Below are 25,227 nucleotides of genomic sequence, written 5' to 3' on the forward strand. Positions count from 1 at the left end.
AGCCGGGTGCAGAGACACCAAACACACCTGTTCTGGCTGGGAGTGATCCTCCTGTTCCTGCTGATCTGTCTGTCACTGGCCACTGGCGCTGGTGTCTATGGTGGCCGCGAGGTCGCCGGTTTTCTGCTGGGCGATCCCGCCCTCGTGGCCGATGAAAAACTCGCCATGATAGTTCACACCCTGCGTCTGCCCCGCACCCTGTGTGCCCTGGTGGTGGGCGTCTCCCTGGCGCTGGCGGCCTCCATGCTGCAAAGCGCCACCCGCAATCCGCTGGCCGAACCCGGCCTGCTCGGGGTCAACGCCGGCGCCGTGTTCGCCCTGGTGATCGGCCTCACCTATTTTGGCGTCGAATCCGCCTACGGTTACCTGCTCTGGTCCGGCATGGGGGCCCTGCTCGGCAACCTCATCGTGCTCGGCCTCGGCCTGATGGTGGGGCGCTCCAACCCCCTCAAGCTCATCCTGGTGGGGGTCGCCCTCTCCGCCACCTTCGGCGGCCTCTCCAACTTCCTGCTGCTCTCCAACCAGGTGGTGCTGGAGCAGTTCCGCTTCTGGAATCTGGGGTCGCTGGCCGCCTCGGATCTCGATGCGGTGCTCACCGTGATGCCCTTTGCCCTGCTCGGCCTGCTGCTGACCCTGGCGCTCTGCCGTCAGCTCACCCTGATGCAGATGGGTGACAGCCAGGCGCTGGCGCTCGGCATCCGGCCGACCCGGGTGCGCATCGGCGTGCTCCTGGCCGCCACCCTGTTTACCGCCTGCGCCATCGCCATCGCCGGCCCCATCGGCTTCGTCGGTTTTCTCGCCGCCTACTGCGCCCGCCTAGTGGAGCCGGTGCGCCTCGCCATCCAGGTGCGCTTCTCCGCCCTGTTCGGGGTGCTGTTCCTGCTCGGTGCCGACATCCTGGCACGCTGGCTGATCCAGCCGTTCGAGCTGCCCAACGGAGTGATCCTGGCGCTGATCGGTGCCCCCGTGCTCATCCTGGTGGTGCGCAGCGGCGGCTTCCGCGCCCTGCTGGCCGTCAAATAAGGTTGCCTGCCTCATGAACAATTCCATCCATCCCTCCCCCAACACGGCGCTTCCCACCGGCACCGTCTGCCTGCGCGTTGGCAGCCGCACCCTGTTGCTGCACCGCCGTGCCTGGCTGATCACGCTGGGGCTCTTGGTGGCCCTGGTGCTGCTCTCCCTGCTGGCGCTGACCCTGGGCTCCGGCAAGCTCACCATGCTGGGGGTGATCCAGACCCTGCTTGGCGAGGGCAACCGGCTGAGCGAGGTGACCGTCTTCAAGATCCGGCTGCCGCGCATCGTCGCCGTGCTGGTGGCGGGAGCGGCCATGGGCCTCTCCGGCTGCCTGGTGCAGACCCTCATTCGCAACCGCCTCGCCACCCCGGACATGATCGGGGTCAACGAAGGGGCCTCCTTGGCCATCATCGCCTTCTCCCTCTACCTGACTCTGGGCAGCTGGCCCTGGTGGGCCGCGCCGCTGGGCGCCCTGTTTGCCGCCGCCGTGCTCTATGCCCTGTGCAACAAGCCGGGGGAGCAGGGCTACCTGTTCGTGGTGATCGGCATCGGGGTCTCCGAGCTGATGAACGCCATCGGCCAGTTTGTGATGTCCACCCAGTCGCTGGTGCACCTCACCAGCCTCTACCTGTGGAACATGGGAAACTTCGTCGGCCAGGGTTACAGCACCGTGCTGCCGGTGGGGATCCTGATCCTGCTGGTCTGCCCCTGGATCATTTATCTCTCCCGGGCCCTCGGCGTACTGCGTCTGGGCCCCGTCACCGCCCAGAGTCTGGGGGTGAACGTCAACCGGGTGCAGCTCGGCGTGCTGGCCCAGGCCATCGTCGTTGCGGCGCTCGGCACCGCCATCGGCGGCCCGGTGGTGTTCATCGCCATGGCGGCCCCGGTGCTCGCCTCCTGGCTCAGCCGGGATCGCATCGTGCCGCTGTGGATTGCCGCCCTGTGCGGCGCCCTGCTGCTGCTGGCCAGCGACACCCTGGTGCGGGTGCTGGCCAGCCCCCACGAGGTGGCCACCGGCATCATGACCCGTATTCTCGGCGGCCTGCTGCTGCTGTTCATCCTGCTCAAAGACCGCCAGAAGGCCGACTGACGATGCCATTCATCCATTTTCAAGACAGACCGAGGGCCGCCTGATGACGCTCACCATCAATCACCTGCAATTTGGCTATCAGCACAAGCCCGTCTTCAACGACATCTCCTTCACCATTCCCCAGGGCAAGCTGGTGGGGATCGTTGGCCCCAACGGCGGCGGCAAGTCCACCCTGCTCAAACTCCTGGCAGGCCAGGAGCAGCAGCAAGCCGGCGAGATCCTGCTCAAGGGCAAGCCGCTGGCCAGCTACGGCAAGAAGGCGCTGGCCCGCGAGCTCGCCTACCTGCCCCAGCGCCCGCTGGTGCCCGCCGGCATCCAGGTCGAGCAGCTGGTGCAGTATGGCCGCCACCCCCATCAGGGCTGGTTCAATCAGTGGAGCGAGGAGGATGCCCGCATGGTGCGCTGGGCCTGCGAGCGGATGCAGCTCGGCGACATTCTGCAGCAGAGCGCCAGCTCCCTCTCCGGCGGCCAGGCCCAGCGGGTGTGGCTCGCCATGGTGCTGGCCCAGGATGCGGACATCATCCTGCTGGATGAACCCACCAGCGCCCTCGACATCGGCCACCAGACCGAGGTGATGGAGGCCATTCACCAGATCACCGCCGAGGGCAAGACGGTGCTCATCGTCATCCACGATCTCGCCACCGCCGCCCGCTACTGCGACGAGCTGATCGCGCTGGGAGATGGCGGCATCCAGGCCATGGGGCCGGCCCGCGAGGTGGTGACCAAGTCCCTTATCGACCGCCTCTACCAGACCGACGTGGACATACTGCACGCCCCCGGTGACGGCGCCCCCATCATAGTGCCGCGCCGCAGACCGCACGCCTTTGCCATGCGTCAGCCGGCCTGAGCCCCATAAAAAAACCGCCGAGAGGCGGTTTTTTTATGCTTGTGTCTCGGCGCGCCACCACTCACAGCAGCAGGCTGGTGAGCACCCCGCCCGGCCGTGTTTGCCAGTGCCGTGTTTGCCAATGCAGTGCCTGCCAGTACATTGGCTGCCAGTAGAGCGTACAGCGCCAACCGGCGGGCAGTGTCGGAGTCAGCCCACCCACCAGTTCGAGGGTGAGGGTCTGCTCCGTCATGGCCAGCCAGCGGGCATCGAGAAAATCAAAATAGCGCCCCACCCTGGGGTAGAGCGCCTTGAACAGGCTCTCCTTGGCCGAAAAGATCAAGGTGAGTGCCTCAGCCCTGCTCAGGCCGATGGCAGGGGCAGCGGTCGTCAGCCGGGCCCACTCCTCCCCGCTTGCAATACCGGGCCAGAGCTCGCTCGCCTGCCCCTCTGCCAGCCAGCCCTCCAGATCCAGCCCCATCCCCGCCCGGCCCGGACGCACCGCGCACAGGGCCATGCCGCGCCCCTGCAACAGGCTGTGGCTGATGCTGCCTTCAAACCCCGCAGGCCAGCAGGGTTCGCGGGCGTTGCCGATGGCCACGGGGTGCTCCGCGAGGTTGAAGGGGCGCAGGGCTTCGCGGGCCGCAAGACGCCCCGCCAGAAACTCCCCCAGCCGCTTGGGGGCCGCACGCTGCAAGCTGGCGGGCAGCACCATGCCGGCCGCATCGTAACAGGCCGGGGTGAAGGCGGCGGGGTCAAAACAGACCCGTTGCAGCGCCAGATGCGCCGCGCCGGGCAGCGGCAGGCTGTCGGCCTGCACGATAAAGCGGTCTAGTGAGCAGGCTGGCGCGGTGGCAATGAACATCACAAAGAGCCCTTGGTGGATGAGCCAACATGGTAGCAAATTGCTCCCTCCACACACCACAAACACAAATGACAATTCTTATCATTTGAATTTGTGGTAGCATGAGTCCGCCCGTTTGGGACCCAGTGTTCCACTGATTTCACCAAGAAGGATGTAACGATGAAGATCTCCTCTCCCCTGGCTGCCGTGCTGATGTTGGCCAGCCTGGTCGGCTTCCAGGCACAGGCCGGCAGCGAGACCCGTCAGGTGACCGATGCCGACGGCAAGACCCAGGTCGTACCGGCCCAGCCCAAGCGGGTGGTGGTACTGAGCGAAATCGATCTGGACAGCGCCCTGACCCTGGGGCTGCAACCGGTCGGCACCGTCAATGGCCGCGGCCAGTCCACCCTGCCCCGCTACCTGCTGCAACAGGCGGGCAAGGAGATCGCCGTGGTCGGCGATCTGGACAACCCCAACCTGGAGAAGCTGATCGATCTCGAACCCGACCTCATCCTCACCGGCCAGACCAAGCCCGAGCTGCTGGCCCTGCTCAAGGAGATCGCTCCCACCGTGGTCACCGGCAACTGGGGTGACTCCTGGAAGGAGATCTTCAATCGCAGCGCCCACGTGCTGAACCGGGACGCCGAAGCCAAGACCTTCCTCGCCCAGTATGACGCCCGTCTGCAGGAAGCCCGCAGCAAGCTTGCCAAGCATCAGGGCGAGCGCCTGAGCATAGTGCGCTGGAACCCCAAGGGCCCGAGCTACATGCACGGCGGTACCTTCGCCAGCAGCGTGGTGGAAGAGATGGGGCTGACCCGACCGACCCACCAGATCGGTGACAAGACCCCCCACTCCCCGGCCCTGAGCCTCGAATCCCTCAATCTGCTGGACGGCGACTGGCTGGTGATCGGCACCCTGAGCGCCAGCGGCGATGCGGTGGATGCCATGAAGCAGGCCGAGCAGACCCCGGCCTTCCAGCAGCTCGGCGCCATCAAGAGCAAGCGCTTCGGCGCCGTGGACGGATCCCTGTGGACCTCCACCGGCGGCCCCCAGGCGGCCCTCAAGGTGATCGACGACGTCGAGCTGCTGCTGGCCAAACCCGATGCGGCCCCCATCACCCAATAAGCCCGCGTGATCCGCGCCCACAAAGAAGCCCGCATTTGCGGGCTTCTTTTTTATCTGCTGCGCGGCACTTACTCGGGCAAGGGCAGCGCCTTTCTGTCCAGCTTGCCGCTGCCGGTCTTGGGCAGGGCATCCAGCAGGATGAGCCGCGCCGGCACCATGTAGTGCGGCAGCATCGCCTGCAGCCCCTTGCGCAGGGCGAGGCGATTGAGGGTCACCCCGCTTTTTGCCTCCACGTAGCCCACCAGCATGGCGTCATCCCCCTCGCCCACCAGACGCACCGCCGACTCCTGCACCCCGGCCTGGCGGCGCAGCCCCGCCTCCACCTCGCCGAGCTCGATGCGAAAACCGCGCAGCTTGACCTGATCGTCGCGTCGCCCCAGATAGAGGAAGCGGTCCGCCCCCAGCCGCCGCACCCGATCGCCGGTGCGATAGAGGCGATGGGTGGCAAGGCGCAGGAAGGCGGCGCTGGTCAAGGCCGGCTTGCGCCAGTACCCCTCGCACAGGGCCGGGCTCTCGATGCAGAGCTCGCCGCACTCCCCCTCTGCCACCGGCTGCCCCGCCTCATCCAGCACCCAGTGCCGATAGCCGGGCAGGCTGTGGCTGATGGTGATCTGGCCATCAGTCGGCGGCCAGCGCACCTCGCTCACCAGGGACCAGACGGTGGCCTCGGTGGGCCCATAGCAGTTCCACAGTCGCCGGGTGCGGGCACAGAGCTGCTCGGCCAGACCTGGGTCCAGCGCCTCGCCACCGCACAGGGCGGTGAGGGTATTGCGCCCCTGCCAGCCAGCTTTGAGCAACATGCGCCAGCAGGCCGGGGTCGCCTGCAGCCAGTTGATGGAGGGGTCGCCCTCGAGCAGCGCCAGCATCCCCAGCGGATCCTTGTTGTGCTCGCCGCCGGCCACCGTCAGCCGGCCACCACCCCAGAGCGGCCCCAGCATCTCCAGCAGGGAGATGTCGAAGGCCGGGGTGGTGATGAAGAGCCAGTGGCAGCTCGGTGAAAGCCCGAGCCGCTCGCGGATCCCGTCGAGAAAGCAGAGCAGGGCCCGCCGGCTGATGACCACCCCCTTGGGCTCGCCGGTGGAGCCCGAGGTAAACATCATGTAGGCAGCCAGGGCGTCATCCACCTGGGGCCAGGAGACGGGCCCTGCCGCTGCCGGCCCATCGAGGGTGCGCAGCGGACAGCCGAAGGCGGGAGCCGGTCTGTCGCCGTCGCAGATCACCGCCGACAGGCGCGCCTGATGGGCGATCCCCTGCAGCCGCTCAACCGGAAAATCCGGCTCAAGGGGCACGAAGGTGAGGCCGAGCCGCAGGCAGGCCAGCAAGCTGGCCACCAGATCGGGGCTGCGGGAGAGATAGAGGCCGACCCGCTCCCCCACCGCCAGCCCCTGCAGGCGGGCGGCAATCTGGGCCACCCGATGATTGAGCGCGCCATAGCTGAGCCACTGCTCATCTGATCCGCCCTCACTGATGCCCTCCCCGCCCATACGAATGGCGGGGGCCAGCGGGGTGGCAGAGAGGCAAGCCGCCAGCCGCGCACCCAGATTGGCCGCCCCCTCGCGGGGCGCAGGCCGGGTTTGCACGAGCGAAGCCTTATGCTTGATGGTCACTGTCATAGCGCGGCCTCCGTTTGGCGCACCAGCCAGTGCCGATAGAGCCGGCTGGGGGATGGATGGGCCTTGAGGGTCTGCAGGGTGAGCAGCGCTCGATCCTGACCAAACGCTTCGTTGAGAGCCGCCAGCAGGGCGAGCTGCTGCACCGAATCCACCCCAAGTTCACACAGGGTCTGCTGCCAGATACCGGGCACGCCGCACTGGCGCTCCCACAGGGCCACCAGCGCGCGGGCCTCGGCCGGCGGCTGAGCCAGGCCGGGTTCAGCCCTGTTGGCGGCCACTTGTGTGGCTGCTCCTTGCGCTGGGGACGGCACGGCCGCCGCCACGCTGGCCGGCTGGCTCAGATCCGCCTGCGCCAGCCAGCCAAGCTCGGCCAGCCAGTCAGCCAGCACCGCCTCGGCCCGGGCCTCGGGGATCTGCTCGCCGTCGAACTCGAGGCGCAGCTGGAGCGTCTCGCCCCGACTGCTGACCACGAGCGACAGAGGAAGCTCCACCTTCTCCACCACGGTGCCAAAGCGCGGCACCAGCTGGTGAGGTTCGGCGGCGGCAGGGGCCGCCGGCATGGGGTAGTTCTCGAACACGAACAGGCTCTGGAACAGACGCGCCCGGCCTTTGGTCAGTGCCGCCAGCGACTGGGTGCCGTGCTCGTTGAGCGCCATAAGATCGGTCTGCAACCGGGCGACATGCTCGGCCAGGGTCAGCTCGGTGCACCACGCCAGCGCCAGCGGCAGGCTGTTGATGTAGAGCCCGACGCTCGCGGTGATCCCCTCGATGGGATAGTCCCGCCCTGGGGTCACGTTGCCCACCAGGGTGACGGCATCGCCAGAGCGGCGAGCCAGCAGACGGTGCCAGGCATATTGAGCCAACAGGCCCGCAGTCACGCCAAGCTCGCGGGCACGGTGGGCGAGCAAGGTCGCCACCTCGGCCGGCAACGCTGTGGCGCACACCGCCGGTCGCTGCTGGGTATGGCGCCCGCTTGAGCTAGCGTCCAGCGTCACCCCGAACAGGCAGGCGAGATCGTTAGGCTTGGCCAAGAGCTCGCCCCGCCCCTGCCAGTAGGCGTCGGCGCTGCGGGCTTGGCTGGCGATATGGCGGCCAAACTCGAGCCAGGCGGTATCCGGCTCGCGCTGCGGCAACAGGCCGTTCATCAGCGCCTGATAGCCGCGATGCAAGGAACCCAGCAACACGGGGCCGCTCCAGCCATCCAGCACGCCGTGATGGGCGCTGAAGACAACCTTGTGGTGATCGGGGGCCAATTTGAAGCAGGCAAGGCGCAGCAGGGGAGCCTGCTCCAGCGGGATCGGACGGGCCAGATCCTGCTCGCGATAGGCCTGGACCCGTGCCTCTCCCGCCTCATTCCCCACCTCGGACAAGTCCTCATAGTGGAATGGCAACTCGGCATGCTTGAGGATGCGCTGCAGCGCCACCCCGTCCGCCAGCACCAGTTCGCTGCGAAGGGCCGGCCAGCGGGCGATCTGCCCCTGCCAGGCCTGACGGTAGACCGCCACGTCCAGCGGCTGGTGATAGGCGATCTCGGTCTGCAGGTGATAGGCGTGATCCCGAGGCAGCAGCGCCCTGTGATGGAACATGCTCTGCTGAAGCGAGGTCATGGGCAGCAGGGTCTCCACCTCACGCCCGCTCAGCACCCGATCGAGCGCAGCTTGCGAGAGGCCAAGCCCCGGGAAGTCGCTCGGGGTATGGCGCGGAGCCTTCAGGTTGCAGCAGTGTTCCACCAGCGCCGTCAGGTTGTCCGCCAGCCGCGCCATCAGGGCATCGCTCGCCTGCTGGTTGAGGGCGCCCACCTGGCGCAGGGTGAGGCGGCCATCAAACACGCCCCCGTGCAGGCTGACCAGCTCGCGCGGCAGGTTGTCAGGGGACGTGGGTGCCCCCGGCGCCAGCGGCAGGGGTTGCCAGGGCTGAGCAGCCTCGCCCTGATGGCTGACCCCCAGGTAATTGAAGACCACCAGGGCTTCGGGCAGTGCCCAGCCACGGGGGTGGTGCAGCCGCAGGGCGTTGAAGCCCACCCCCTTGTTCGGCACGGCGCGCAGCTGCTCCTTGGTGGCGCAGACCAGCGCATCCCACGCCCCGGCATCTGCCAGCGCCAACGGGTAGGTGCTGGTGAACCAGCCCAGGGTACGGCTCACGTCCAGTTCCGCATCGATGGCCTCACGGCCGTGTCCTTCCAGCATCACGCAGTGACGGCTGCCGTAACCCTGCTCGCTCAGGGTACGAGTCAGTGCCGCCAGCAGCAGGTCGGGCACCCGGGTGAAGTAGGCCTGGTTGGCGGTGTCGATGAGCCGGGCCGTGGTCTCCTGACTCAGTTGCAGCAAGCTGGCGGCGGCGCGGCCATCGGCAGCGCGCTCAGCGATCAGCAGGTGACCCTGGCTGCCTTCCCCCTGAGCCAGCCAGAAGCCAAGCTGTTCCTCTTCCCGTTTGGCATAGGCCGCGAGCCCCTCGCCCCACTGGCGATAGCTGCTGCCCTTGGCGGGCAGTGGCTCGCCCCTGCTCACCCGTGCCAGATCCTCGGCCAGAATGCGCCAGGAGACCGCATCGATCACCAGGTGATGGAAGGCGAGGAAGAGCCCCTCCACCGTCTCGCCCTCGCGATCCCCCTCGATGGCGAGATTGCGCAGGCGGGCCCAGGCCAGGGTGTGGCCGCTGGCAGGGTCGAAATCTCCCTGCAGCTCGGTCAGGCGGGCCTGCAGCTCGACCTCATCAAGATTGGCGGCATCCAGGGTCGGCAGCGGCGGCAATGGCAGTTCGGCCAGGTAGCGCTGGCCGGTCGGGGTCACCGCCAGGCGCAGGGCATCGTGGTGCTGGCGCAGGGCATTCAGCCAGCCGCGCAGGGCCTCATCGTCCACCCCGGCCGGCAGACGCAGGATCACCCCCTGGTTCCAGTGACCGGACTTGGCAAAGCCCTGTTCGAAGAACCAGTGCTGAATGGGGTGGAGCGGGAACTCGCCGGTCAGGCTGCCCTGCTCGCTTCTGTGGCTGACGGCTTGCTGCTGGCCGAGCTGGCGGCAGAGGCGGCGCACCGTCTTGGCTTCGAACACGTCCTTCACACTGCAGTGCAGCCCCGCATCCCGCAACCGGGTAGTGAGCTGGATGCTGAGGATGGAGTCACCGCCCAACCGGAAGAAGTCATCCTCCACCCCGAGCGGTTGCTTGAGCACCCCTTGCCAGATGGCAAGCACGGTCTGCTCCAGTTCGTTTTGCGGCTCGCCCTTGCTCTGCTGCCAGACGATGGCGGGCAGGCGGCGCAAGTCCAGCTTGCCGTTGGGGGTGAGGGGCATCTCGGGCAGCCAGCACAGGCGCGCCGGCACCATGTATTCGGGCAGACACTCGCCGGCCCGCTGCAGCAGGGCATCGCCGTCGGGCTCCCTTGCCCCGGCCTGCAAACAGGCGTAAGCGAGCAGACGACCTTCCTGCACCACCACCTTGATCTGGCGAATGGCCGGGCACAATTCGGCAAGCCGGGTCTCTATCTCCCCCGGCTCGATGCGATAGCCGCGCAGCTTGATCTGCTCGTCTATCCGGCCCAGATACTGGATGTTGCCGTCGCGGCGCAGCAGGGCCCGATCGCCGGTGCGATAGAGGCGATATGTGCGTTCCTCATTCGTTGCATCAAAGGCCAGCTCGATAAAGGCCTCCTGGGTGCGCTCCGGCAGATTGAGGTAGCCGCGGGCCAGCCCCAGCCCCGCCAGGCAGAGCTCGCCGGGCACCCCCACCGGGCAGAGGTTGCCCGCCTCGTCCAGGATCAGCGCCTTCAGGTGGTTGACCGGTCGACCTATGGTGATGGGTGCCCCCGGGGTGAGCCGCGCGCAGAGCGCGGTGACGGTGCACTCGGTTGGGCCGTACATGTTGAAGAGGGCCACCCGCTCTCCCCAACGCTCCACCAGGCTGCTCGGGCACGCCTCGCCGCCAAAACCGATGGCCTTGAGGGAACCGAGATCCGCCGGTGGCAACAGATTCGCGAGCAGGGCGGTCGGCAAAATCATATGGCTGGCACCACTAGCGATTGCGGCACCGATCACCCCCTCGCCCGGCTCGCCGAAGTGCAGGGCCGCGCCGCAGTAGAGCGGCAGCAGGGTGGTCATGTTGCCCGCATCAAACGAGAGGGACATGCAGTTGAACATGGCCCCACTCTGATCAAGGGCGATGCGCTCGCCGTGATCCGCCATCAGGTTGACCAGGCTGCCCTGCTCCACCATGACCCCCTTGGGCAGGCCGGTGCTGCCGGAGGTGTAGATGATCTGGGCCAGCATGGCGGCGTCCCGAGGCAGTGCGGGCATGCTGGTTGGCATCTTGTCCAGCGCCAGCCCGTGCAGATCGTGATATTCGGCAGTCGTGCCCGCCAGCGCCTCGCCAAGCCGCGGGTCCGGCACGCCCCCCAGCACCAGGCTGATGGCTGCATCGCTCAGGATATGGGCCAGTCGCTCGGCGGGATAGGCAGGGTCGAGGGGCACATAGGCCGCCCCCGCCTTCCAGCAGGCGAGCAGGGCAACCACGAAGGCGACATCACGTCTGGCCTGGATGCCGATGGCGGCGCCCGGGGTGACCCCCTGAGCCTGCAGCCAGTGAGCCAGCCGGTTGGCACGCACCTCCAGCTCGCCATAGGTCAACGATTGCGCGCCGTCACTGACCGCCAGCGCGTCCGGCAACTGCGTGGCCCGCCGCTCGATATGACAGAGCAGAGTATCGCGGCTCGGGTAATCCCGCGGCAGGTCGGCAAGCTGCGCGGCGAGCGCGGCCTGGTCGGTGCCCGCCTCCAGCGGCAGTTGCCAGATGTCGGTCTCGGGGGCCGCCACCACGGCGCGCATCAGGTGTAGCAGGCGATCGGCGTAGGCCTGGATGGTCTCTCGTTCGAACAGGGCGGTGGCAAACAGCCAGTCCACCCGGACGGAGTCCATCAGCTCGGTCACCTTGACCGAGATGTCGGTCTTGGCCGGCAACACAGGCGAGGTCTCCTCCACCAACTGGCAGCCGGGGATGAGATCGTTGAAGTCCACCTTGGCCTGATAGACCAGCATGATCTGGAAGATGGGGTTGATGGCAGTGGTGCGATCGGCGCCGATGGCCTCGGCCAGCGCCTCGAAGCGGTAGAGCTGGTGATCGAAGGCCGCCAGATCCTCCTCCCGGCACTGCTGCAGATAGTCGACAAAGCTGGGCTTGCCGCTGAGTTGAGTGCGCAGCACCAGGGTATTGACGAAAAAGCCCACCAGCGACTCGATCTCGTGGCGCTCGCGATAGGCGAGCGGGGTACCGATCACCACCTCCTTCTCGCCGCTCTGGCGCACCATCAGCAGGGCAAACAGGGCGTGCAGACCGATGAAGTTGGAGGTGCTGTGGCGCTGACAGAGGCGCTTGAAGCTCTCCCACAGGTCGCTCTCGATGGTGGAGAAGACCAGCTCGCCACCACTGGCCTGATGGGCCGGGCGCGGCTTGTCGAGCGGCAGGCCGTGCACTTCGGGGCTGCCACCGAGCCGGTCGACCCAGAACGGCTTGAACTCGGCGTGATAATCGAGAAAACGCGGTGAGTTGAACCAGCGGGCATAGTCGATGTAGGTGAGCGGCAGCTCGCTCACCTGCAGGGGTTCGCGGTTTTGATGGGCAAGAAAGGCGCGCTTGAGATCCGCGAACATGTTCTTGACCGACCAGCCGTCGGAAATAATGTGGTGCTGGGTGATCAGCAGCACGTGTTCGCGGCTGCCCAGCCGAATAAGATGCACCCGGCTGAGATCCCCCTGGGTCAGGGAGAAGGGGCGGCCGATCTCCTCGCGCACCCGGCGGGCCACATAGGCTTCGCGCTCGGCAGCAGGCTCTGCGCTCACGTCCTCGATCTGCAGCTTGAAGGGGGTGTGGGGCAGGATCTCCTGCGCCCCCCTGCCCGCCTCGTCCTTGATGAAGCGGGTGCGCATGCTGGGGTGGCGGGCAAACAGGTGATCGAAAGCAAACTCCAGCGCCGCGGTGTCCAGCTCTCCCTTGACGCGAAAATAGACCGGCATGTTGTAGAGGTGGGAAGCCTCCTCGTACTGCTCGATAAACCAGAGCCCGCTCTGGGACGAGGAGAGCGGCCCCTGCCGGGCGCCCTCGGCATCACGTTGCGCAAGAATGGGCGCCTCGAAGGCGGCGCGGGCCGCCAGGCAGCGTACCAGCTCATCCTTGTGGGCCTTGATGGTGGCGCCGATGGCCGGCGTCACCGCCTCCTTGCTCGACTGGGAGATAAGCTGGCCCTTGTCGTTCAGCGCCAGCTTGACCCCCTGCCGTTCCAGCTGTTTCAACAGCAAAATCATATTGTTCATCTGTACCTCAGACAGCCGGCGTGGCTCGATGGGAAGAAAAACCGTCCTGCCCCTTCTCATTCAGGGCTAGCTTCACGCTCTGACCGCCCAGCCGTTTCAACAGCAAAATCATATTGTTCATCTGTTTCTCAAGCCTCAGGCACTCAGGGTGGCGCCGCCGTCGACGACCAGATCCTGCAGCGTGATGTGGCTGGCCAGATCCGAGGCCAGGAAGAGGACGGTATGGGCGATCTCCGCCGGGGTGGCGACCTTGCGCAGGGGGATGCCGAGCTTGAACTGCTCCGGCAGCCCGGCAATGGTGCGGGCCATGGCCTCCTCGCTTGGCAGCATGCCGCGCAGCATGGGGGTATCCGTCGAGCCCGGCGACACCAGGTTGGCGCGCACGCCGAAGGGGGCCAGCTCCAGCCCCACCGTCTGGGTCAGGCTGGTGACCGCCGCCTTGGAGGCGCAATAGGCCGCCATCTGCATGCGCGGCACATGGGCGGCGTTCGAACCGATGGTAACGATGGCGCCGCGCCGCTGCCCCTTGAAGTGGGGCACCAGAGCCCGCAGCAGATAGAAGACGCCGCTGGCGTTGACCGTCATGCAGTCGTGCCAGTCGTCATCGCTAAGAGTCTCGGTGGGGCCGAGGCGCAGCACCCCGGCCCCGTTCACCAGCACATCCAGCCCGCCGTCCGCCAGCAGCGCTGCGCAGCAGGCGTTGACCGCCTTCGAATCGCCGATATCGAGCAGCCGGGTGGCATAGGGGTAGTCGGCTTCGGGAAACGCCAGATCCAGCCCCACCACGGCGGCGCCGGCCGCCACAAACTGCATCGCCACCTCGCGGCCGATGCCGCGCCCGGCCCCGGTCACCCAGACCCGCTTGCCAGTGAAATCAAAGGCCATTGCTTGTTGCTCCTTGCTCATCACCACACCATCTCCACGCTCTCTTCGTCCTCGGCAAGCAGGCCGTCGAGGAAGCGGCAGAAGTCATCGAGTCGCGGGTGATCGAACACGTCGGAGACCTTGACCTGCACCCCGAACTCGGCGCCGAGCCGGTTGACTATCTGGATGGTCTGCAGGGACTGGCCCCCCAGCTCGAAGAAGTTGTCCGTGGGCGCCATGGTGGCGAGCCCCAGGATCTGCTGCCAGATGGTGCCGACCCGGTTCTCGGTTTCGCTGCCAAGGGTCAACGCCTCACCACCCGCCTGGTAGGCGGCCAGCAGGGCCTTGCGATCCAGCTTGTTGGAGCCGGTGCGGGGCAGCTGGTCATAGTGGCGATAATCGGTGGGGATCATGGCGGCAGGCAGCACCCTGGCCAGCTGCGCCTTGATGACCCGGCTGTCGCGCTCCGGCCCCGCCACGAAGGCCACCAGCCGGCGCACGCTGCCGATGCTCACCCCCTGTACGCAGGCCTCGTCCACCCCGGGCAGGGCCAGCAGCTGGGCCTCCACCTCGCCGGGCTGGATACGATAGCCGCTTATCTTGAATTCGTTGTCGCGCCGACCGAGGTAGACCAGCCGGCCGGCCACCAGGCGCACCCGATCGCCGGTGCGATAGACGGGCATCGGCTCCGCGCCAACCCGCAAGGTACCGAAGCTGCCTTGCACGCCACCCACATAGCCGTTGGCCAGCTGCGGGCCGAGCAGCACCAGCTCACCCTCGCTGGCGGGTTGCTCCCCTGCCCCCAGGATGAGCGCCTGCATGCCGGGCAGCGGCAGGCCGATGGGCAGCTGGGTCTGGCTCGGATCTTCCTGCTGCAGCTCCTGGGTGGTCACCACCACGGTCGTTTCGGTGGGGCCGTAGGTGTTGAAGAGGCGCACATCGGAGCGGCCCTGACGCTGCCACTGGGCCAGCTGCTCGGGATAGACCGCCTCGCCGCCGATGATGACGGTGGTAAGCCCGGCAGGAATGTGGGCCTGACCCGCCGTCAGCGCCACCACCCACTCGTTCCAGAACGCGGTGGGCAGGTCGAGGTGGGTGATCCCCATCTGCTCCACCCCGACCGCAAAGGCGGGCATGGATTCGAGCAGGGCGTCGGTGCGCAGCACCAGGGTGGCGCCGGCGCTCAGGGTGGCGAACACCTCCTCGATGCTGGCGTCGAAGTTGAAGGGGGCAAATTGCAGCATCCGCGCGTCTTCATCCAGGTGATAGCGGCAGCGGGCGGCGGCGGCGAAGTGATCCAGCGCGCCGTGGCTCACCGCCACCCCCTTGGGCAGACCGGTCGAGCCCGAGGTGAACATCAGGTAGGCGACGGCGCGGCCGGCGGCCGGCTGGTTGAGCCGATCGCCACTCACCAGATCCCCCGCCAGCAGCGTGCGCCCCTCAAACAGGCTGGCCAGCTTGTGGCGGTACTCGGCCTGGGTGATCAGGGTCTTGACCTCCCCCAGCCGCAGGATATGGCCCTGGCGCTCCAGCGGCTGCTCGGGATCGAGGGGCACGTAGACGGCGCCGGCCAGCAGCACCGCCAGCTGGGCGAAGATGGCCTGAGGGGTGCGGGCCAGCATGACCCCCACCTTGTCGCCGGGGGCGACGCCTGCGGCCTGCAGGGCGGCCGCCATCTGTTCGGATCTGGCCAGCAGCGCCTCGTAGCTGAAGCGGACCTCTCCCTGCTCCGTGCTCTGAATCAAGGCAATCTTGTGCGGGGTCTGGGCGGCGAAGTGGCAGAGCGCCTCCAGCACCGGCCGTGCCTTGATCACTTCATGGGCGGGGCCGGCGATCAGGGCGCTGGCTCGCTGCTCCGCCAGCCAGTCGGCCTTGAGCGTTCCCAGGGTCTGGGCGGGCTCGGCCAGCCAGCGTTCCAGCAGGGCAAACAGGGTATCGGCGATGGCCGCCAGATCCCCCTGCCGGTAACAAGCGGGGTTGGCGTCCAGATCCAGTCTGGGCTGGCCATCGACGCCGACCTGCACCTCGATGGTGAGATCCTCCACCGGGCCGGCGCTGATGTTGAGAATATGGGCAGATAGCGGCCCGAAGCGGCGAGCGTGATCGAACGGCATGATGTTGACCAGCGGGCCGAACAGGCGTTTGTCGCCCCCCACCAGGCCAAGATCGCGGCGCAGCAGCTCGTAGCGATAGTGCTGGTGTTTGCGCACCCCGCGCTTGGCCTTGGCCACGGCGCCGGCGGCTCCCGCCAGATCCAGCGTCTCATCAAGCGCAAGAGCCAAGGGGGTGATATTCATCTGCATGCAGGGCACGGTCAACGATGCCGAGCCGATGCGGTTCATCATCATCAGGCCGAGCAGGGTCTTATCCTGGCCGCTCGAAAGCGACAGCTGGGCAGAGAGGCCGGCCAGCAGCAGATCGGGCCAGCCCAGCTTGTGCTCGTCGGCAAAGCCGGTCAGGGATTGCCACAGCGCCGCCGGCAGCGGACGGCTCTCGCGGATAAATTCGGCGGCAATCGGGGCACGGGTCTCGCCAAAGGATTTTACCTCGGGCCAGCCTTGCAGCTGCTCCTGCCAGAAGGCGCGAGCGGCGGCGTTCTTGCCGCTCTGCTCACGGCTCGCCTCTTCGGCCAGCACTTCAGCCAACGAGCCGAAGGGGGATGGGGAGTTCATCTCACCAGCCAGCCCCTCTGCATAGAGCTCGGCGATGCGCTGGAACAGCAGGGTGGTGCCAAAGCCGTCGAGGGCGATGTGGTGCACGCAGCTGTAGAGGTAATCGCGGCCGGGGCCGCGCAGCAGGGCGAAGCGGCAGGGCGGCTCTTGGGTCAGCTCGAACGGGCGGCGCAGATCGGCCCAGGCCCAGGTGCGGGCCAGCGTCTCGTCATCGCGCGCGAGGGAGACCTCTTCATAGGCCAGGGGCAGCTCATGCGAGACGAAGCAGACCGCCTCGCCATCCTGCTCGAAATGGCCCTTGAGCGCCTCGCACTCCCCCACCGCCTTGGCAAGGGCCGCGGCCAGCACGGCCGCCTCCACCTTGCCGTCGAAGGCGATGCACTCGGCGGTGTTGAACATCGCCTTGTCGTCGTTGAGCAGATGTCCGGACCAAAGCCCCTGCTGGGGGATGGTCAAGGGGAAGCGGTTCATGGGGTCACCTCCAGCGCCTGGGCTGCCAGCCTGGCCTCGATGAGGCGCCACCAGCCGTTGAGGGTCGGCAGCTTGGCGAGATCCACGAAGCCGAGCTCCACCCCGGCGGCGCGCCACTCGGTGAGCAGAGCCATGATCCGCACCGAATCCAGACCGTAGTCGATGAGGTTCTCGTCGGGGTCAAACTCCCCTTCGTCCTCGTCGATGTGGCTCAGCAGCCGTGCCTTGAGCCCCTCATACGTCAGCAAGGGATTGGCCTGGGCAGCAGCAGCGGAAGCCGGGGCAAGGGCCAGCACCTCCTCGCAGCGGATCACCTTGCCGCAGCGGGTCGCCACGTAGTCGAGCGCCATCTGGTGGTCGGCCAGGGAGAAGTCCGCTACCCCGTCCGCCAGGAAGAAGGGCTGGATGTCGCGCATGAAGGCGTCGCAGGCAGTCATCATGCAACCGATATGGCCGTAGATGCCGCCGATGATCAGCTGATCCCGTCCCAGCGCTTTGAGCATCTGCTCCAGCTCGGAGCGCTGGAAGGCGCTGTAACGCCACTTGACCAGCACGGTGTCGTCACGCTCCGGGCGCAGCGCTGCTACCACCTGCTGCTGCTCGGGCCGCTTGTTGAGCCCCGGGCCCCACATGTCGTTGAGCAGGGCGCGATCCTCAGGGGATTGATCCTTGGGCTGGGCGGTGTAGAAGACCGGAATGCCGAGGGCCTTGCACTGCTTGCGCACGGCGGCCAGGCGCTCGGTGAGGGCCGCGATCAGCGGGCTGTTTTCGCCATAGAAGGCGGTGAAGTACTCCTGCATGTCGTGGATCAGCAGGGCGGCGCGTTTGGGTTCCAGGGTCCAGTCGACCTTGTTGGCCTTCCACTGGCTGGGCATGGCGTAATTGTTCAGGGTTGGGATAGCCATAACGTCATGATTCCTTTTTAGTTTTATGCTGTTGTCAGGGAATTGCCGGCGATAGCGTGTGCAATGCGCGCCCGCAGCCCCTGCTTGTCAATCTTGCCCACCGCCGTCATGGGCAGGGCATCCAGGGTTTCGAAACGGTCGGGCAGCTTGAAGTCCGCCACCCCGCGCTCACGCAGAAACTTGCGCAAGGCCAGCGGCTTGAGCCCCGGCTCGGTGGTGACGATAAAGGCGCAGCTCTTCTCCCCCATGGCGCTGTCGGGCATGGAGACCAGGGCCGCATGGGTGATGGCCGGATGGTGCAGCAGCTGGTTTTCCACCTCTTCCGCCGCGATCTTCTCGCCGCCCCGGTTGATCTGATCCTTCTGCCGCCCGACCACGGTGAGGTAACCATCGGCGTCCTGTACCACCAGATCGCCGGAGCAGTAGAAGCCCTCGGCATCGAACACCCGGGCGTTGTGGGCCGGGCTCTGGTAGTAGCCGCGGAAGGTATAGGGGCCGCGGGTGTGCAGGGCGCCAGGCTCGCCAGGGGCAACCGGATTGCCCGCCTCATCGAGGATGCGCACCTCGTCGTCCGGGCTCATGGGACGGCCCTGGGTGTGAATGACCTTCTCGTCGGGATCAGAGAGCCGGGTGTAGTTGACCAGCCCCTCCGCCATGCCGAACACCTGCTGCAGCCGGCAGCCGAGCAGCGGCCCAATCTTGCTGGCCACCGCCTCCCCCAGCTTGGCGCCGCCCACTTGCAGCAAGTCGAGGCTCGCCAGTTGGTGGCGGGCAGATGCGTCGGCCTCGGCTGCCTGCAGCCAGAGCGAGACCGCCGGCGGCACCAGCGAGGTGAGGTTGACCCGGTGGCGGGCGATCAGCGGGAAACAGCTGATGGGGCTGGGATCCGGCGCCAGCACCACGGTACCGCCCGCCTCGAACACCCCGAGGGCGCCAGGGGAACTCAGGGGGAAGTTGTGGGGCGCCGGCAGGGCGCACAGATAGCGGGTATGAGGGCCTAGGCCGCAGATCTCATTGCTGCGGCGCACGCTGTAGTAATAGTCGTCATGGGTACGGGGAATGAGCTTGGGAGTGCCGGTGCTGCCGCCGGAGAGCTGGAAGAAGGCCACCTCGTTCGCCGGAGTCGGGGCAAAGGAGAGGGATGGGGAGCTCCCCTCATCCCCCTCGCCAAGCCAATGGGTCAGCCCCAGCGCCCCTCCATCGCCATCGAGCAGCACCAGTTCGGCGCCCATGGTTGCCAGCAGCTCGCTCTCACGACCCTTGCTCGCAAACAGCGGATGGGCCAGCGAGCCGATAAAGAGGCGGGGCCGGATCTGCTCGGCGTAAGAGGCCAGCTCCAGCCGGTTGTGGCTAAAGAGCGCATTGACCGGCGCAATGCCGGCTTTGAGCAGGGCGAAGAACACCAGATAGAACTCGGCCACGTTGGGGAGCTGCACCAGCGCGGTGTCCCCCGCCCCCAGGCCATGGCGGGCCAGATTCGCGGCCAGCCGGCTCGAGACGGCATCCAGCTCGCCATAGCTGAAGCGGCGCTCGCCGCAGAGAATGGCCTCGGCGTCTGGGGCCAGCTCGCACTGACGCGCCAGCATGGTGGTCAGCGGCTCGCCGCGCCAATACCCCTTGGCGCGGTAGTACTGGGCCAATTCGTCGGGCCAGCGGGTGTAGGGCAGGAAGCGGTTGGACTGGGTCATTGCGCTACCTCCGGACTCAGGTCCAGGGCTTTCAGATTTGGCTGCCCACTCGGCCAGCCCAGATATTGAAGCTGCGTCATTGCGCCACCTCCAAATCCAGGCCCAGGGCCTTGAGCATGGTCCCCAGCTTGGTGCCGGTCTCGGCCCACTCCATGGCGGGATCCGAGCCCGCGACGATGCCGGCGCCGGCAAACAGCTCGACCTGATGGCCATCGAGCACGCCGCAGCGGATCACCACGGCCCACTCGCCATTGCCCTGGCTGTCGCACCAGCCGACGATGCCGCTGAACAGGGCGCGCCGGAAGGGCTCCTGCTCGCGGATAAACTGGCGGGCGAGTTCGGTGGGATAGCCGCACAGGGCCGGGGTGGGATGCAGCTGGCAGGCCAGGGAGAGCACCGATGCCTCGCCGCCGAGCAGCCGGCCGGCGATGGGGGTGCCCAGATGCCAGAGGGTATCCGTGCTCATCAGCGAGGGGCTGGACGGTATCGCCAGCTCGCGGCAGTGGGGGGTCAGCACCCGGCGGATCTCGTCGATCACCAACTTGTGTTCATGCTGATCCTTGCGAGAGGCCAGCAGATCCCGGGCCACCATTTCGTCTTGCGCCGGCTCGCTCGCCCGTCTGGCGGAGCCCGCCAGCGGATGGGTGAACACCTCTCCCCCGCTGACCCGCAGCAGCAGCTCCGGGCTGGCACCGAGCAGACGGCGGCCCTGGCCAAGCGGCAGGGAGAAGTGGAAGGCGTGGGGGTTCTGGGCCATCAGACGGGTCATCACCCGCTTCGGATCGGCGGGCTGGTGCAGGGTGAGTGTCAGCTTGCGCGACAACACCACCTTGGATAGCCGGCCTTGTGCAAACGCATCCAGCGCCGCGCTGACCGAGGCCTGGAATTCGCTGGCCGGCGGGGTGCTCTGTACCGAGATGACCCGGTTGGCCTCGGCGGCCTGCTCGTCCGCTGCTGCTGTCGTAGGCGCCTGCTGCGCCGAGACAGGGCGCTCGCCCCGCTTATAACGGCCGGGCACATAGAGGCAGGAGGCCTCCGCCGGGTCGAACGCAAAGGCACCGATCAGCAGCGGGTTGCTCTGGCCGGCGGCGCTGGCCGCCGCCAGCGCGTCGGCAATCTGTTGTTCCAGCAAGGGCCATTCACAGGCGGGGGTGGTGATAGGCAGGCCCAGGTCAGTGGCACTGATCGTGCCCTGCCCCGAGGTAAACAAGAAATCGGGCGGTGACGCAGCCTGGGCAGGCGCGCTATTTTCCATCACAAGAGTATCCACGTTACACCCTCAAATATGATTCAAAATGATAATGATTATCAATTTGTATTTGTGCGGCGGTAAAATACTCGCTTTGAAATCCCCCGGTCAATGGGATTTTTATGTCGATAAAACTGGAACTTATCTGTGGATATTGCCCGTCGTGGCCCGCCGTGCAGGGCCGACCCCTCTTGCCCGTATGAGCACCGCTGCCAACACCCCATATGAGGCTGCGACAAAAACCGCGGACTCACCGCCCGCGCTGGCAGCGAACGCCATTTACCCCTAAGATGGCGCCATCTTCATTACCATTGTCTCAACCCACGGGATCCTCGATGTTAAAGCACCTGCTTCTGCTCCCCCTCAGCCTGCTGCTGGCGGCCTGTTCACTCACCCAGTACAACGTCAGCGAAGGGGAGATCAACCAGTACCTCAAAGAGAGGGTCGCCTTCGAAAAACAGCTGGGGATCCCCGGCATCATGTCGAGCAAGATCCGCCTCGATGAGATGCAAAGCCGCATCGGTCGCCGCCAAGCTGACCGGGTCGAGCTGGATGCCGCCGGCGACCTGCAGGTGATGAGCCCGCTCGGCAGCCAGCAGATGAAGATCCGCTTCTCCCTGAGCGCCCGTCCCGACTACGTGGCCGAGCAGGGGGCCATCTATCTGCGCGATCTCGAGCTGCTCTCGGTCAAGACAGAGCCGGCCGACGTGGGCACCGCCCTCACCCCGCTGCTGCCCACCTTCAACCAGTCGCTCTCGCTGTTCCTCTCCCAGACCCCAGTCTACCGGCTCGATGGCAGCCGCCAGAACGAGGCGCGGATCAAGGAGAAGGTTGAAGCGCTCAAGGTAGAGCCGGGTCGACTGGTGATCCCCTTCAAACTGATGTGATGCCTGCCGCCGCGCCCCTCTTCTCTTCAACCCCAGGGGCGCGGTTTTTTCTTCTCAAGCCCCTCCCTTTGCCTCATAATGCACACCATTCTCATTTAGATTCATGAGAAGCGTCATAATAAAATCAAACATATGGTGAGAAGGGACATGAGAAAAACCGTACTGGTCCAGGCGATCGCCTGCGCGATCCTGAGCGGCGCCGCACACGCCGCCGTCAAGGTAGAAGACAAGACATTCAACACCGCCGCCAACATGCTGGCCTACACCGAATTCGAGCTCTCCGGCGAGCCGCTGGCCGAAGCCCTCGGTCTGGATCTGGATGTGCTGGACGCCAACCGCGCCGACGAGCCGACTCCGTTCGACTTCGCCGCCGGCATCGAATCCTATGAGTACTCCGAAGAGGCGATGTACGCCCTCAACTATCAATCCGGCATGGGCCCGCACCTGGTGAACGGGCCGCAAAACCTGGCTCGTGGCGGCACCATGGCCACCCTCGGCCAGCGGGTGCTGGCCATGGCCGATGCGGTCGGCTTCCCGGCCGATGAAGTGCCGCAGGGCATGTATCCCCTCTCCCTGCCCTACTCCTCTGCCAATCCGGAGTTCGCGCAAGCCGTCAACGCCACCCCGGTCAACGGCGACCAGATCACCATCAAGACCGCCAAGGGCAACGAGAAGAGCGTCAAGACCCAGGTCCCCGCCTACTTCCGCGACTACGCCACCCTGCGCTGGAGCGGCAGTGACAACCTGCTGGTACCGGCGGCCGTGGGCGGCATCCTGCTCAAAGAGGTGATGTGGTCCCAGGACTTCCTCGGCGGCATGCACGTGGCCGAGACAGATGAAGAGGTGGAAGCCGCGTCCGCCACCATGGATCAGGACGGCAAGCACAAACTGGGGGTCTCTGCCGCCGACGGCTTCAACGGCATGATGCTGACCGAGCAGTCCATCGACAAGCTGGCCATCCTGCAGGGTCAGCTCGGCTTTGACGGCAAGCAGCTGGGCGCCAGGATCACTCCGCAATACGATCCGGCCAAGGGCATCGTCTACTTCCCCCATCAGGTGAAAGTGACCGAGACTGCCAAGAACGAGGTCGGCGCCATCGGCAAGCTGGAGGTGGTGGATGGCTCCGCCCAGCTGCGCGACGCCTGGATGATGCTGTGGCCGCTCTCCGAGTTCTACGCCTTCACCGATCAGCGCAGCGCCAACACCAACCAGAACCCGGCCTTCCACGCCGTGTTTGACGGTGCCCCGTTCGCCGCTGCACCGGCCGCCAACAAGGGCAGCGATGCCGCCAAGCTGGTAGCGGGTGACGATGCCTTCTCCCTGGCGCTGAACCTCTCCAATCTGACCTTCAAGAACCTGGCCGCCCTGCACTTCGAGCCCAAGGCCGGCACCCTGATCGACAGCTGGCAGGCCGGCAAACAGGCCAAGCACGTCACCACCTTTGACGCCGCCTACAGCCTGGTCGCCCTGCAGATCTTCCAGCGCGCCCAGGATGCACTGCCGGTGGGCTACGCCGCCGGTGACAATGGCGAGCTGAATCTGAAAACCGCCCAGGGCCAGCAGGCACTGGTGCTCATTCGCCAGCAGGCCGACTTCATCCTGGCCAATCTCAAGGGCAAAAATGGGCTGGTGCACGATGGGATCACCCTGGGTGGCAAGCTCGATGCCGGCCAGTCCATCGACGCGCAGTTTGCCGCCATCCGCGGCCTGACCGCCGCCTTCCTGGCCACCTCGGATGCCAAGTACCGCACCGCGGCGCGCGAACTGTTCATCGCCGCCGACAAGGCCTACTTCAACCAGAAGGCCGGTACCTGGCTCGCTGGCAAACAGGGTGAATACACCCCCTGGACCCAGGCCGCCATCTCCGGCGCCCTGCGCTCCGCCATGCTGAACCTGCGCAACGAAGGCAGCGAGAAGGCTCCGGCGCTGGAGCTGGCCCAGCTGACCCAGCGCTACGTGAGCTGGTTCCGCGGCACCGTCAACGGCGGCATGCAGATGGCCGAGTGGATTGGCGACTCCGGCGAGAACGTCATCGAAGGGGCCGGTGGTGACACCGACGAAGATGGCGTCCCGCAAGTGACTGCCGCCGGTGGCAAGCACGGCACCGCCATGGTGATGGCCGCCAAGGCGCTGATCACCGAGAAATAATCGGCCGCCCGGCTGAACAGCAAAAGGGAGCCTTATCGGCTCCCTTTTTAATTGTGGCGTCTGGCGTTGGCAGTGACATCACCCCAGCTTGGCCAGCATCTCCTTGGTCACCAGCACGATACCCTGCTCGGAGCGATAGAAGCGGCGGCTATCCTCGTCCGCGTTCTCCCCCACCACCAGGCCATCGGGCAGCTTGCAGCCCTTGTCCACCACCACCCGCCGCAAGCGGCAGCCGGAACCTATCTCTACCCCGGGGAAGATCACCGCCTGATCCAGGGTGCAGAAGGAGTGCACCCGCACATGGGTGAACAGCACGGAGTTGAGCACGAAGGAGCCGCTGACAATCGACCCCCCCGCAAACATGGAGTTGATGGTCATGCCGTGCTGGCCGTTGCGGTCCTGCACGAACTTGGCTGGCGGCGTCATGGTCTGGCTGGTCCATATGGGCCAGTTTTCGTCATAGATGTCCAGCTCGGGCACCACGGAGGCGAGATCCATGTTGGCCTCCCAGAACGAATCCAGGGTACCCACATCCCGCCAGTAGGGTTTCAGCCCCTCCTTGGCTCCCACGCAGGACATGGTGAACGGGTGGGCAAAAGCCTTGCCCTCCCCCACGATGCGCGGGATCACGTCCATGCCGAAGTCATGCTTGGACTCCTGGTTGTGGATGTCCTCCTCCAGCAGCTGATAGAGGTACTCCGCCTCGAAGATGTAGATGCCCATGGAAGCCAGGGAGACGTGCTCGTTACCCGGCATGGCGGGCGGATTGGCCGGCTTCTCCACGAAGGCGCGGATCTTGCGCTGCTCGTCGATGTCCATCACCCCGAAGGCGGAAGCCTCCGCGCGCGGCACCTCGATGCATGCCACCGTCACCTTGGCGCCGAGGCGCACGTGATCGAGCAGCATGGCGGCATAGTCCATCTTGTAGATGTGATCCCCCGCCAGCACCACTATGTATTTGGGGCCGTAGTCACGGATGATGTCGACGTTCTGGTAGATGGCATCGGCGGTGCCGCGATACCAGTGCACCTCGTCCACCCGCTGCTGGGCAGGCAGCAGGTCGATGAACTCGTTCATCTGGTAGCGCAGGAAAGACCAGCCCGATTGCAGGTGACGCAGCAGGCTGTGGGACTTGTACTGGGTCACCACCCCCACCCGGCGAATGCCTGAGTTGATGCAGTTGGAGAGCACGAAATCGATGATGCGGAACTTGCCGCCAAAATGGACGGCAGGCTTGGCGCGGTTGTCGGTCAACTGCTTCAGGCGACTGCCCCGTCCCCCCGCGAGCACCAAGGCCATACTCTGGTTCAATAGTTGCCGTGCTTTGGCAGTATTTACGGGTTCTAACAACATAATTACCTCTGCCTTGTTTTGATCCATTCTCGATTCATCTTCGCCTGTTTCCGGCGTCATGAAAGTGGTTTCACTCACATTTAACTGATTTCAATTGGCCCTTTTCCAGGAGTTGAGCAGGATCGCATGCTTTGCGATGCGAGCTTGGTTAGAATTTCAGCATCAACGACATCATCAAG

16 protein-coding genes are annotated in these 25,227 nt (G+C 66.1%); 7 read left to right on the top strand and 9 right to left on the bottom strand.

Annotated features, from left to right (window positions below; genetic code table 11):
- Positions 1-6: 6 nt before the first annotated feature.
- From AB5Y98_RS20255 to AB5Y98_RS20265, 3 genes are read left to right on the top strand one after another with little or no spacing between them, the layout of a single operon-like run.
- Entirely contained in the window at positions 7-1,023 is a 1,017-nt protein-coding gene (locus AB5Y98_RS20255; RefSeq protein WP_005301628.1) for an amonabactin ABC transporter permease subunit 2, read from the top strand.
- Between the two features lie 13 nt (positions 1,024-1,036).
- On the top strand, positions 1,037-2,104 hold the full coding sequence (locus AB5Y98_RS20260) for an amonabactin ABC transporter permease subunit 1 (protein ID WP_201891406.1): 1,068 nt from the start codon (positions 1,037-1,039) through the stop codon (positions 2,102-2,104).
- Positions 2,105-2,147: 43 nt separating this feature from the next.
- Complete coding sequence (locus AB5Y98_RS20265; protein ID WP_016350955.1) at positions 2,148-2,951, top strand: amonabactin ABC transporter ATP-binding protein; 804 nt, start codon at positions 2,148-2,150, stop codon at positions 2,949-2,951.
- 61 nt (positions 2,952-3,012) lie between these two features.
- Here the strand turns inward: AB5Y98_RS20265 and amoD are convergent, their stop codons facing one another.
- A complete protein-coding gene (gene amoD / locus AB5Y98_RS20270) occupies positions 3,013-3,798 on the bottom strand; it encodes an amonabactin biosynthesis phosphopantetheinyl transferase AmoD (RefSeq protein ID WP_368232744.1) in 786 nt (261 codons plus the stop codon).
- A 156-nt stretch (positions 3,799-3,954) separates the two neighbouring features.
- On the opposite strand from amoD, the gene AB5Y98_RS20275 reads away from it, so the two are divergent.
- Positions 3,955-4,899, top strand: coding sequence for an amonabactin ABC transporter substrate-binding protein (locus AB5Y98_RS20275; RefSeq protein ID WP_368232746.1), 945 nt, complete (start codon positions 3,955-3,957; stop codon positions 4,897-4,899).
- Between the two features lie 68 nt (positions 4,900-4,967).
- On the opposite strand, the gene amoH is transcribed toward AB5Y98_RS20275, so the two are convergent.
- The 7 genes from amoH to AB5Y98_RS20310 form a co-directional block, all read right to left on the bottom strand.
- Complete coding sequence (gene amoH, locus AB5Y98_RS20280; RefSeq protein ID WP_368232747.1) at positions 4,968-6,512, bottom strand: amonabactin biosynthesis glycine adenylation protein AmoH; 1,545 nt, start codon at positions 6,510-6,512, stop codon at positions 4,968-4,970.
- A complete protein-coding gene (gene amoG, locus AB5Y98_RS20285; protein WP_368232748.1) occupies positions 6,509-12,811 on the bottom strand; it encodes an amonabactin biosynthesis non-ribosomal peptide synthetase AmoG in 6,303 nt (2,100 codons plus the stop codon). The genes amoH and amoG overlap by 4 nt, the downstream gene beginning before the upstream one ends.
- A gap of 135 nt (positions 12,812-12,946) precedes the next feature.
- Positions 12,947-13,696 carry an amonabactin biosynthesis protein AmoA gene (gene amoA, locus AB5Y98_RS20290; RefSeq protein WP_226009931.1) on the bottom strand — a complete coding sequence of 250 codons (750 nt, stop codon included), beginning with the start codon at positions 13,694-13,696 and terminating at the stop codon, positions 12,947-12,949.
- A gap of 20 nt (positions 13,697-13,716) precedes the next feature.
- On the bottom strand, positions 13,717-16,818 hold the full coding sequence (amoF, locus tag AB5Y98_RS20295; RefSeq protein ID WP_368232750.1) for an amonabactin biosynthesis non-ribosomal peptide synthetase AmoF: 3,102 nt from the start codon (positions 16,816-16,818) through the stop codon (positions 13,717-13,719).
- Positions 16,815-17,723 carry an amonabactin biosynthesis bifunctional protein AmoB gene (amoB, locus tag AB5Y98_RS20300; RefSeq protein WP_368232752.1) on the bottom strand — a complete coding sequence of 303 codons (909 nt, stop codon included), beginning with the start codon at positions 17,721-17,723 and terminating at the stop codon, positions 16,815-16,817. Before amoB ends, amoF begins: the two co-directional genes overlap by 4 nt.
- A 23-nt stretch (positions 17,724-17,746) precedes the next feature.
- Positions 17,747-19,411, bottom strand: coding sequence for a (2,3-dihydroxybenzoyl)adenylate synthase (locus AB5Y98_RS20305; RefSeq protein WP_368232754.1), 1,665 nt, complete (start codon positions 19,409-19,411; stop codon positions 17,747-17,749).
- Positions 19,412-19,487: 76 nt separating this feature from the next.
- The gene (locus AB5Y98_RS20310) at positions 19,488-20,681 is read right to left on the bottom strand and encodes an isochorismate synthase MenF (RefSeq protein ID WP_017778916.1); all 1,194 of its coding nucleotides are present in this window, start codon (positions 20,679-20,681) and stop codon (positions 19,488-19,490) included.
- Positions 20,682-20,706: 25 nt separating this feature from the next.
- Here AB5Y98_RS20310 and AB5Y98_RS20315 point away from each other — a divergent pair, with 25 nt between their 5' ends.
- The 3 genes from AB5Y98_RS20315 (at position 20,707) to AB5Y98_RS20325 (ending at position 23,695) form a co-directional block, all read left to right on the top strand.
- Positions 20,707-20,949 carry a hypothetical protein gene (locus AB5Y98_RS20315; RefSeq protein WP_164673728.1) on the top strand — a complete coding sequence of 81 codons (243 nt, stop codon included), beginning with the start codon at positions 20,707-20,709 and terminating at the stop codon, positions 20,947-20,949.
- A 46-nt stretch (positions 20,950-20,995) separates the two neighbouring features.
- Positions 20,996-21,547, top strand: a complete 552-nt coding sequence (locus tag AB5Y98_RS20320; protein WP_017778915.1) for a lipoprotein — start codon at positions 20,996-20,998, stop codon at positions 21,545-21,547.
- Between the two features lie 147 nt (positions 21,548-21,694).
- Complete coding sequence (locus tag AB5Y98_RS20325; protein WP_368232756.1) at positions 21,695-23,695, top strand: hypothetical protein; 2,001 nt, start codon at positions 21,695-21,697, stop codon at positions 23,693-23,695.
- Between the two features lie 78 nt (positions 23,696-23,773).
- Here AB5Y98_RS20325 and glgC read toward each other — a convergent pair whose 3' ends face one another.
- Entirely contained in the window at positions 23,774-25,048 is a 1,275-nt protein-coding gene (gene glgC / locus AB5Y98_RS20330) for a glucose-1-phosphate adenylyltransferase (RefSeq protein ID WP_005301813.1), read from the bottom strand.
- Between the last annotated feature and the right edge of the window lie 179 nt (positions 25,049-25,227).

This window comes from Aeromonas sp. s3, from assembly GCF_040907805.1.
Lineage (GTDB): Bacteria > Pseudomonadota > Gammaproteobacteria > Enterobacterales > Aeromonadaceae > Aeromonas > Aeromonas dhakensis.

Excerpts from the sequence above, each read along its gene's own strand:
- AB5Y98_RS20260 (WP_201891406.1), top strand. The coding sequence starts at position 1,037 with ATGAACAATTCCATCCATCCCTCCCCCAACACGGCGCTTCCCACCGGC.
- AB5Y98_RS20265 (WP_016350955.1), top strand. The coding sequence starts at position 2,148 with ATGACGCTCACCATCAATCACCTGCAATTTGGCTATCAGCACAAGCCC.
- AB5Y98_RS20275 (WP_368232746.1), top strand. The coding sequence starts at position 3,955 with ATGAAGATCTCCTCTCCCCTGGCTGCCGTGCTGATGTTGGCCAGCCTG.
- amoH (WP_368232747.1), bottom strand. The coding sequence starts at position 6,512 with ATGACAGTGACCATCAAGCATAAGGCTTCGCTCGTGCAAACCCGGCCT.
- amoG (WP_368232748.1), bottom strand. The coding sequence starts at position 12,811 with ATGAACAATATGATTTTGCTGTTGAAACAGCTGGAACGGCAGGGGGTC.
- amoA (WP_226009931.1), bottom strand. The coding sequence starts at position 13,696 with ATGGCCTTTGATTTCACTGGCAAGCGGGTCTGGGTGACCGGGGCCGGG.
- amoF (WP_368232750.1), bottom strand. The coding sequence starts at position 16,818 with ATGAACCGCTTCCCCTTGACCATCCCCCAGCAGGGGCTTTGGTCCGGA.
- amoB (WP_368232752.1), bottom strand. The coding sequence starts at position 17,723 with ATGGCTATCCCAACCCTGAACAATTACGCCATGCCCAGCCAGTGGAAG.
- AB5Y98_RS20305 (WP_368232754.1), bottom strand. The coding sequence starts at position 19,411 with ATGACCCAGTCCAACCGCTTCCTGCCCTACACCCGCTGGCCCGACGAA.
- AB5Y98_RS20315 (WP_164673728.1), top strand. The coding sequence starts at position 20,707 with ATGATAATGATTATCAATTTGTATTTGTGCGGCGGTAAAATACTCGCT.
- AB5Y98_RS20320 (WP_017778915.1), top strand. The coding sequence starts at position 20,996 with ATGTTAAAGCACCTGCTTCTGCTCCCCCTCAGCCTGCTGCTGGCGGCC.
- AB5Y98_RS20325 (WP_368232756.1), top strand. The coding sequence starts at position 21,695 with ATGAGAAAAACCGTACTGGTCCAGGCGATCGCCTGCGCGATCCTGAGC.
- glgC (WP_005301813.1), bottom strand. The coding sequence starts at position 25,048 with ATGTTGTTAGAACCCGTAAATACTGCCAAAGCACGGCAACTATTGAAC.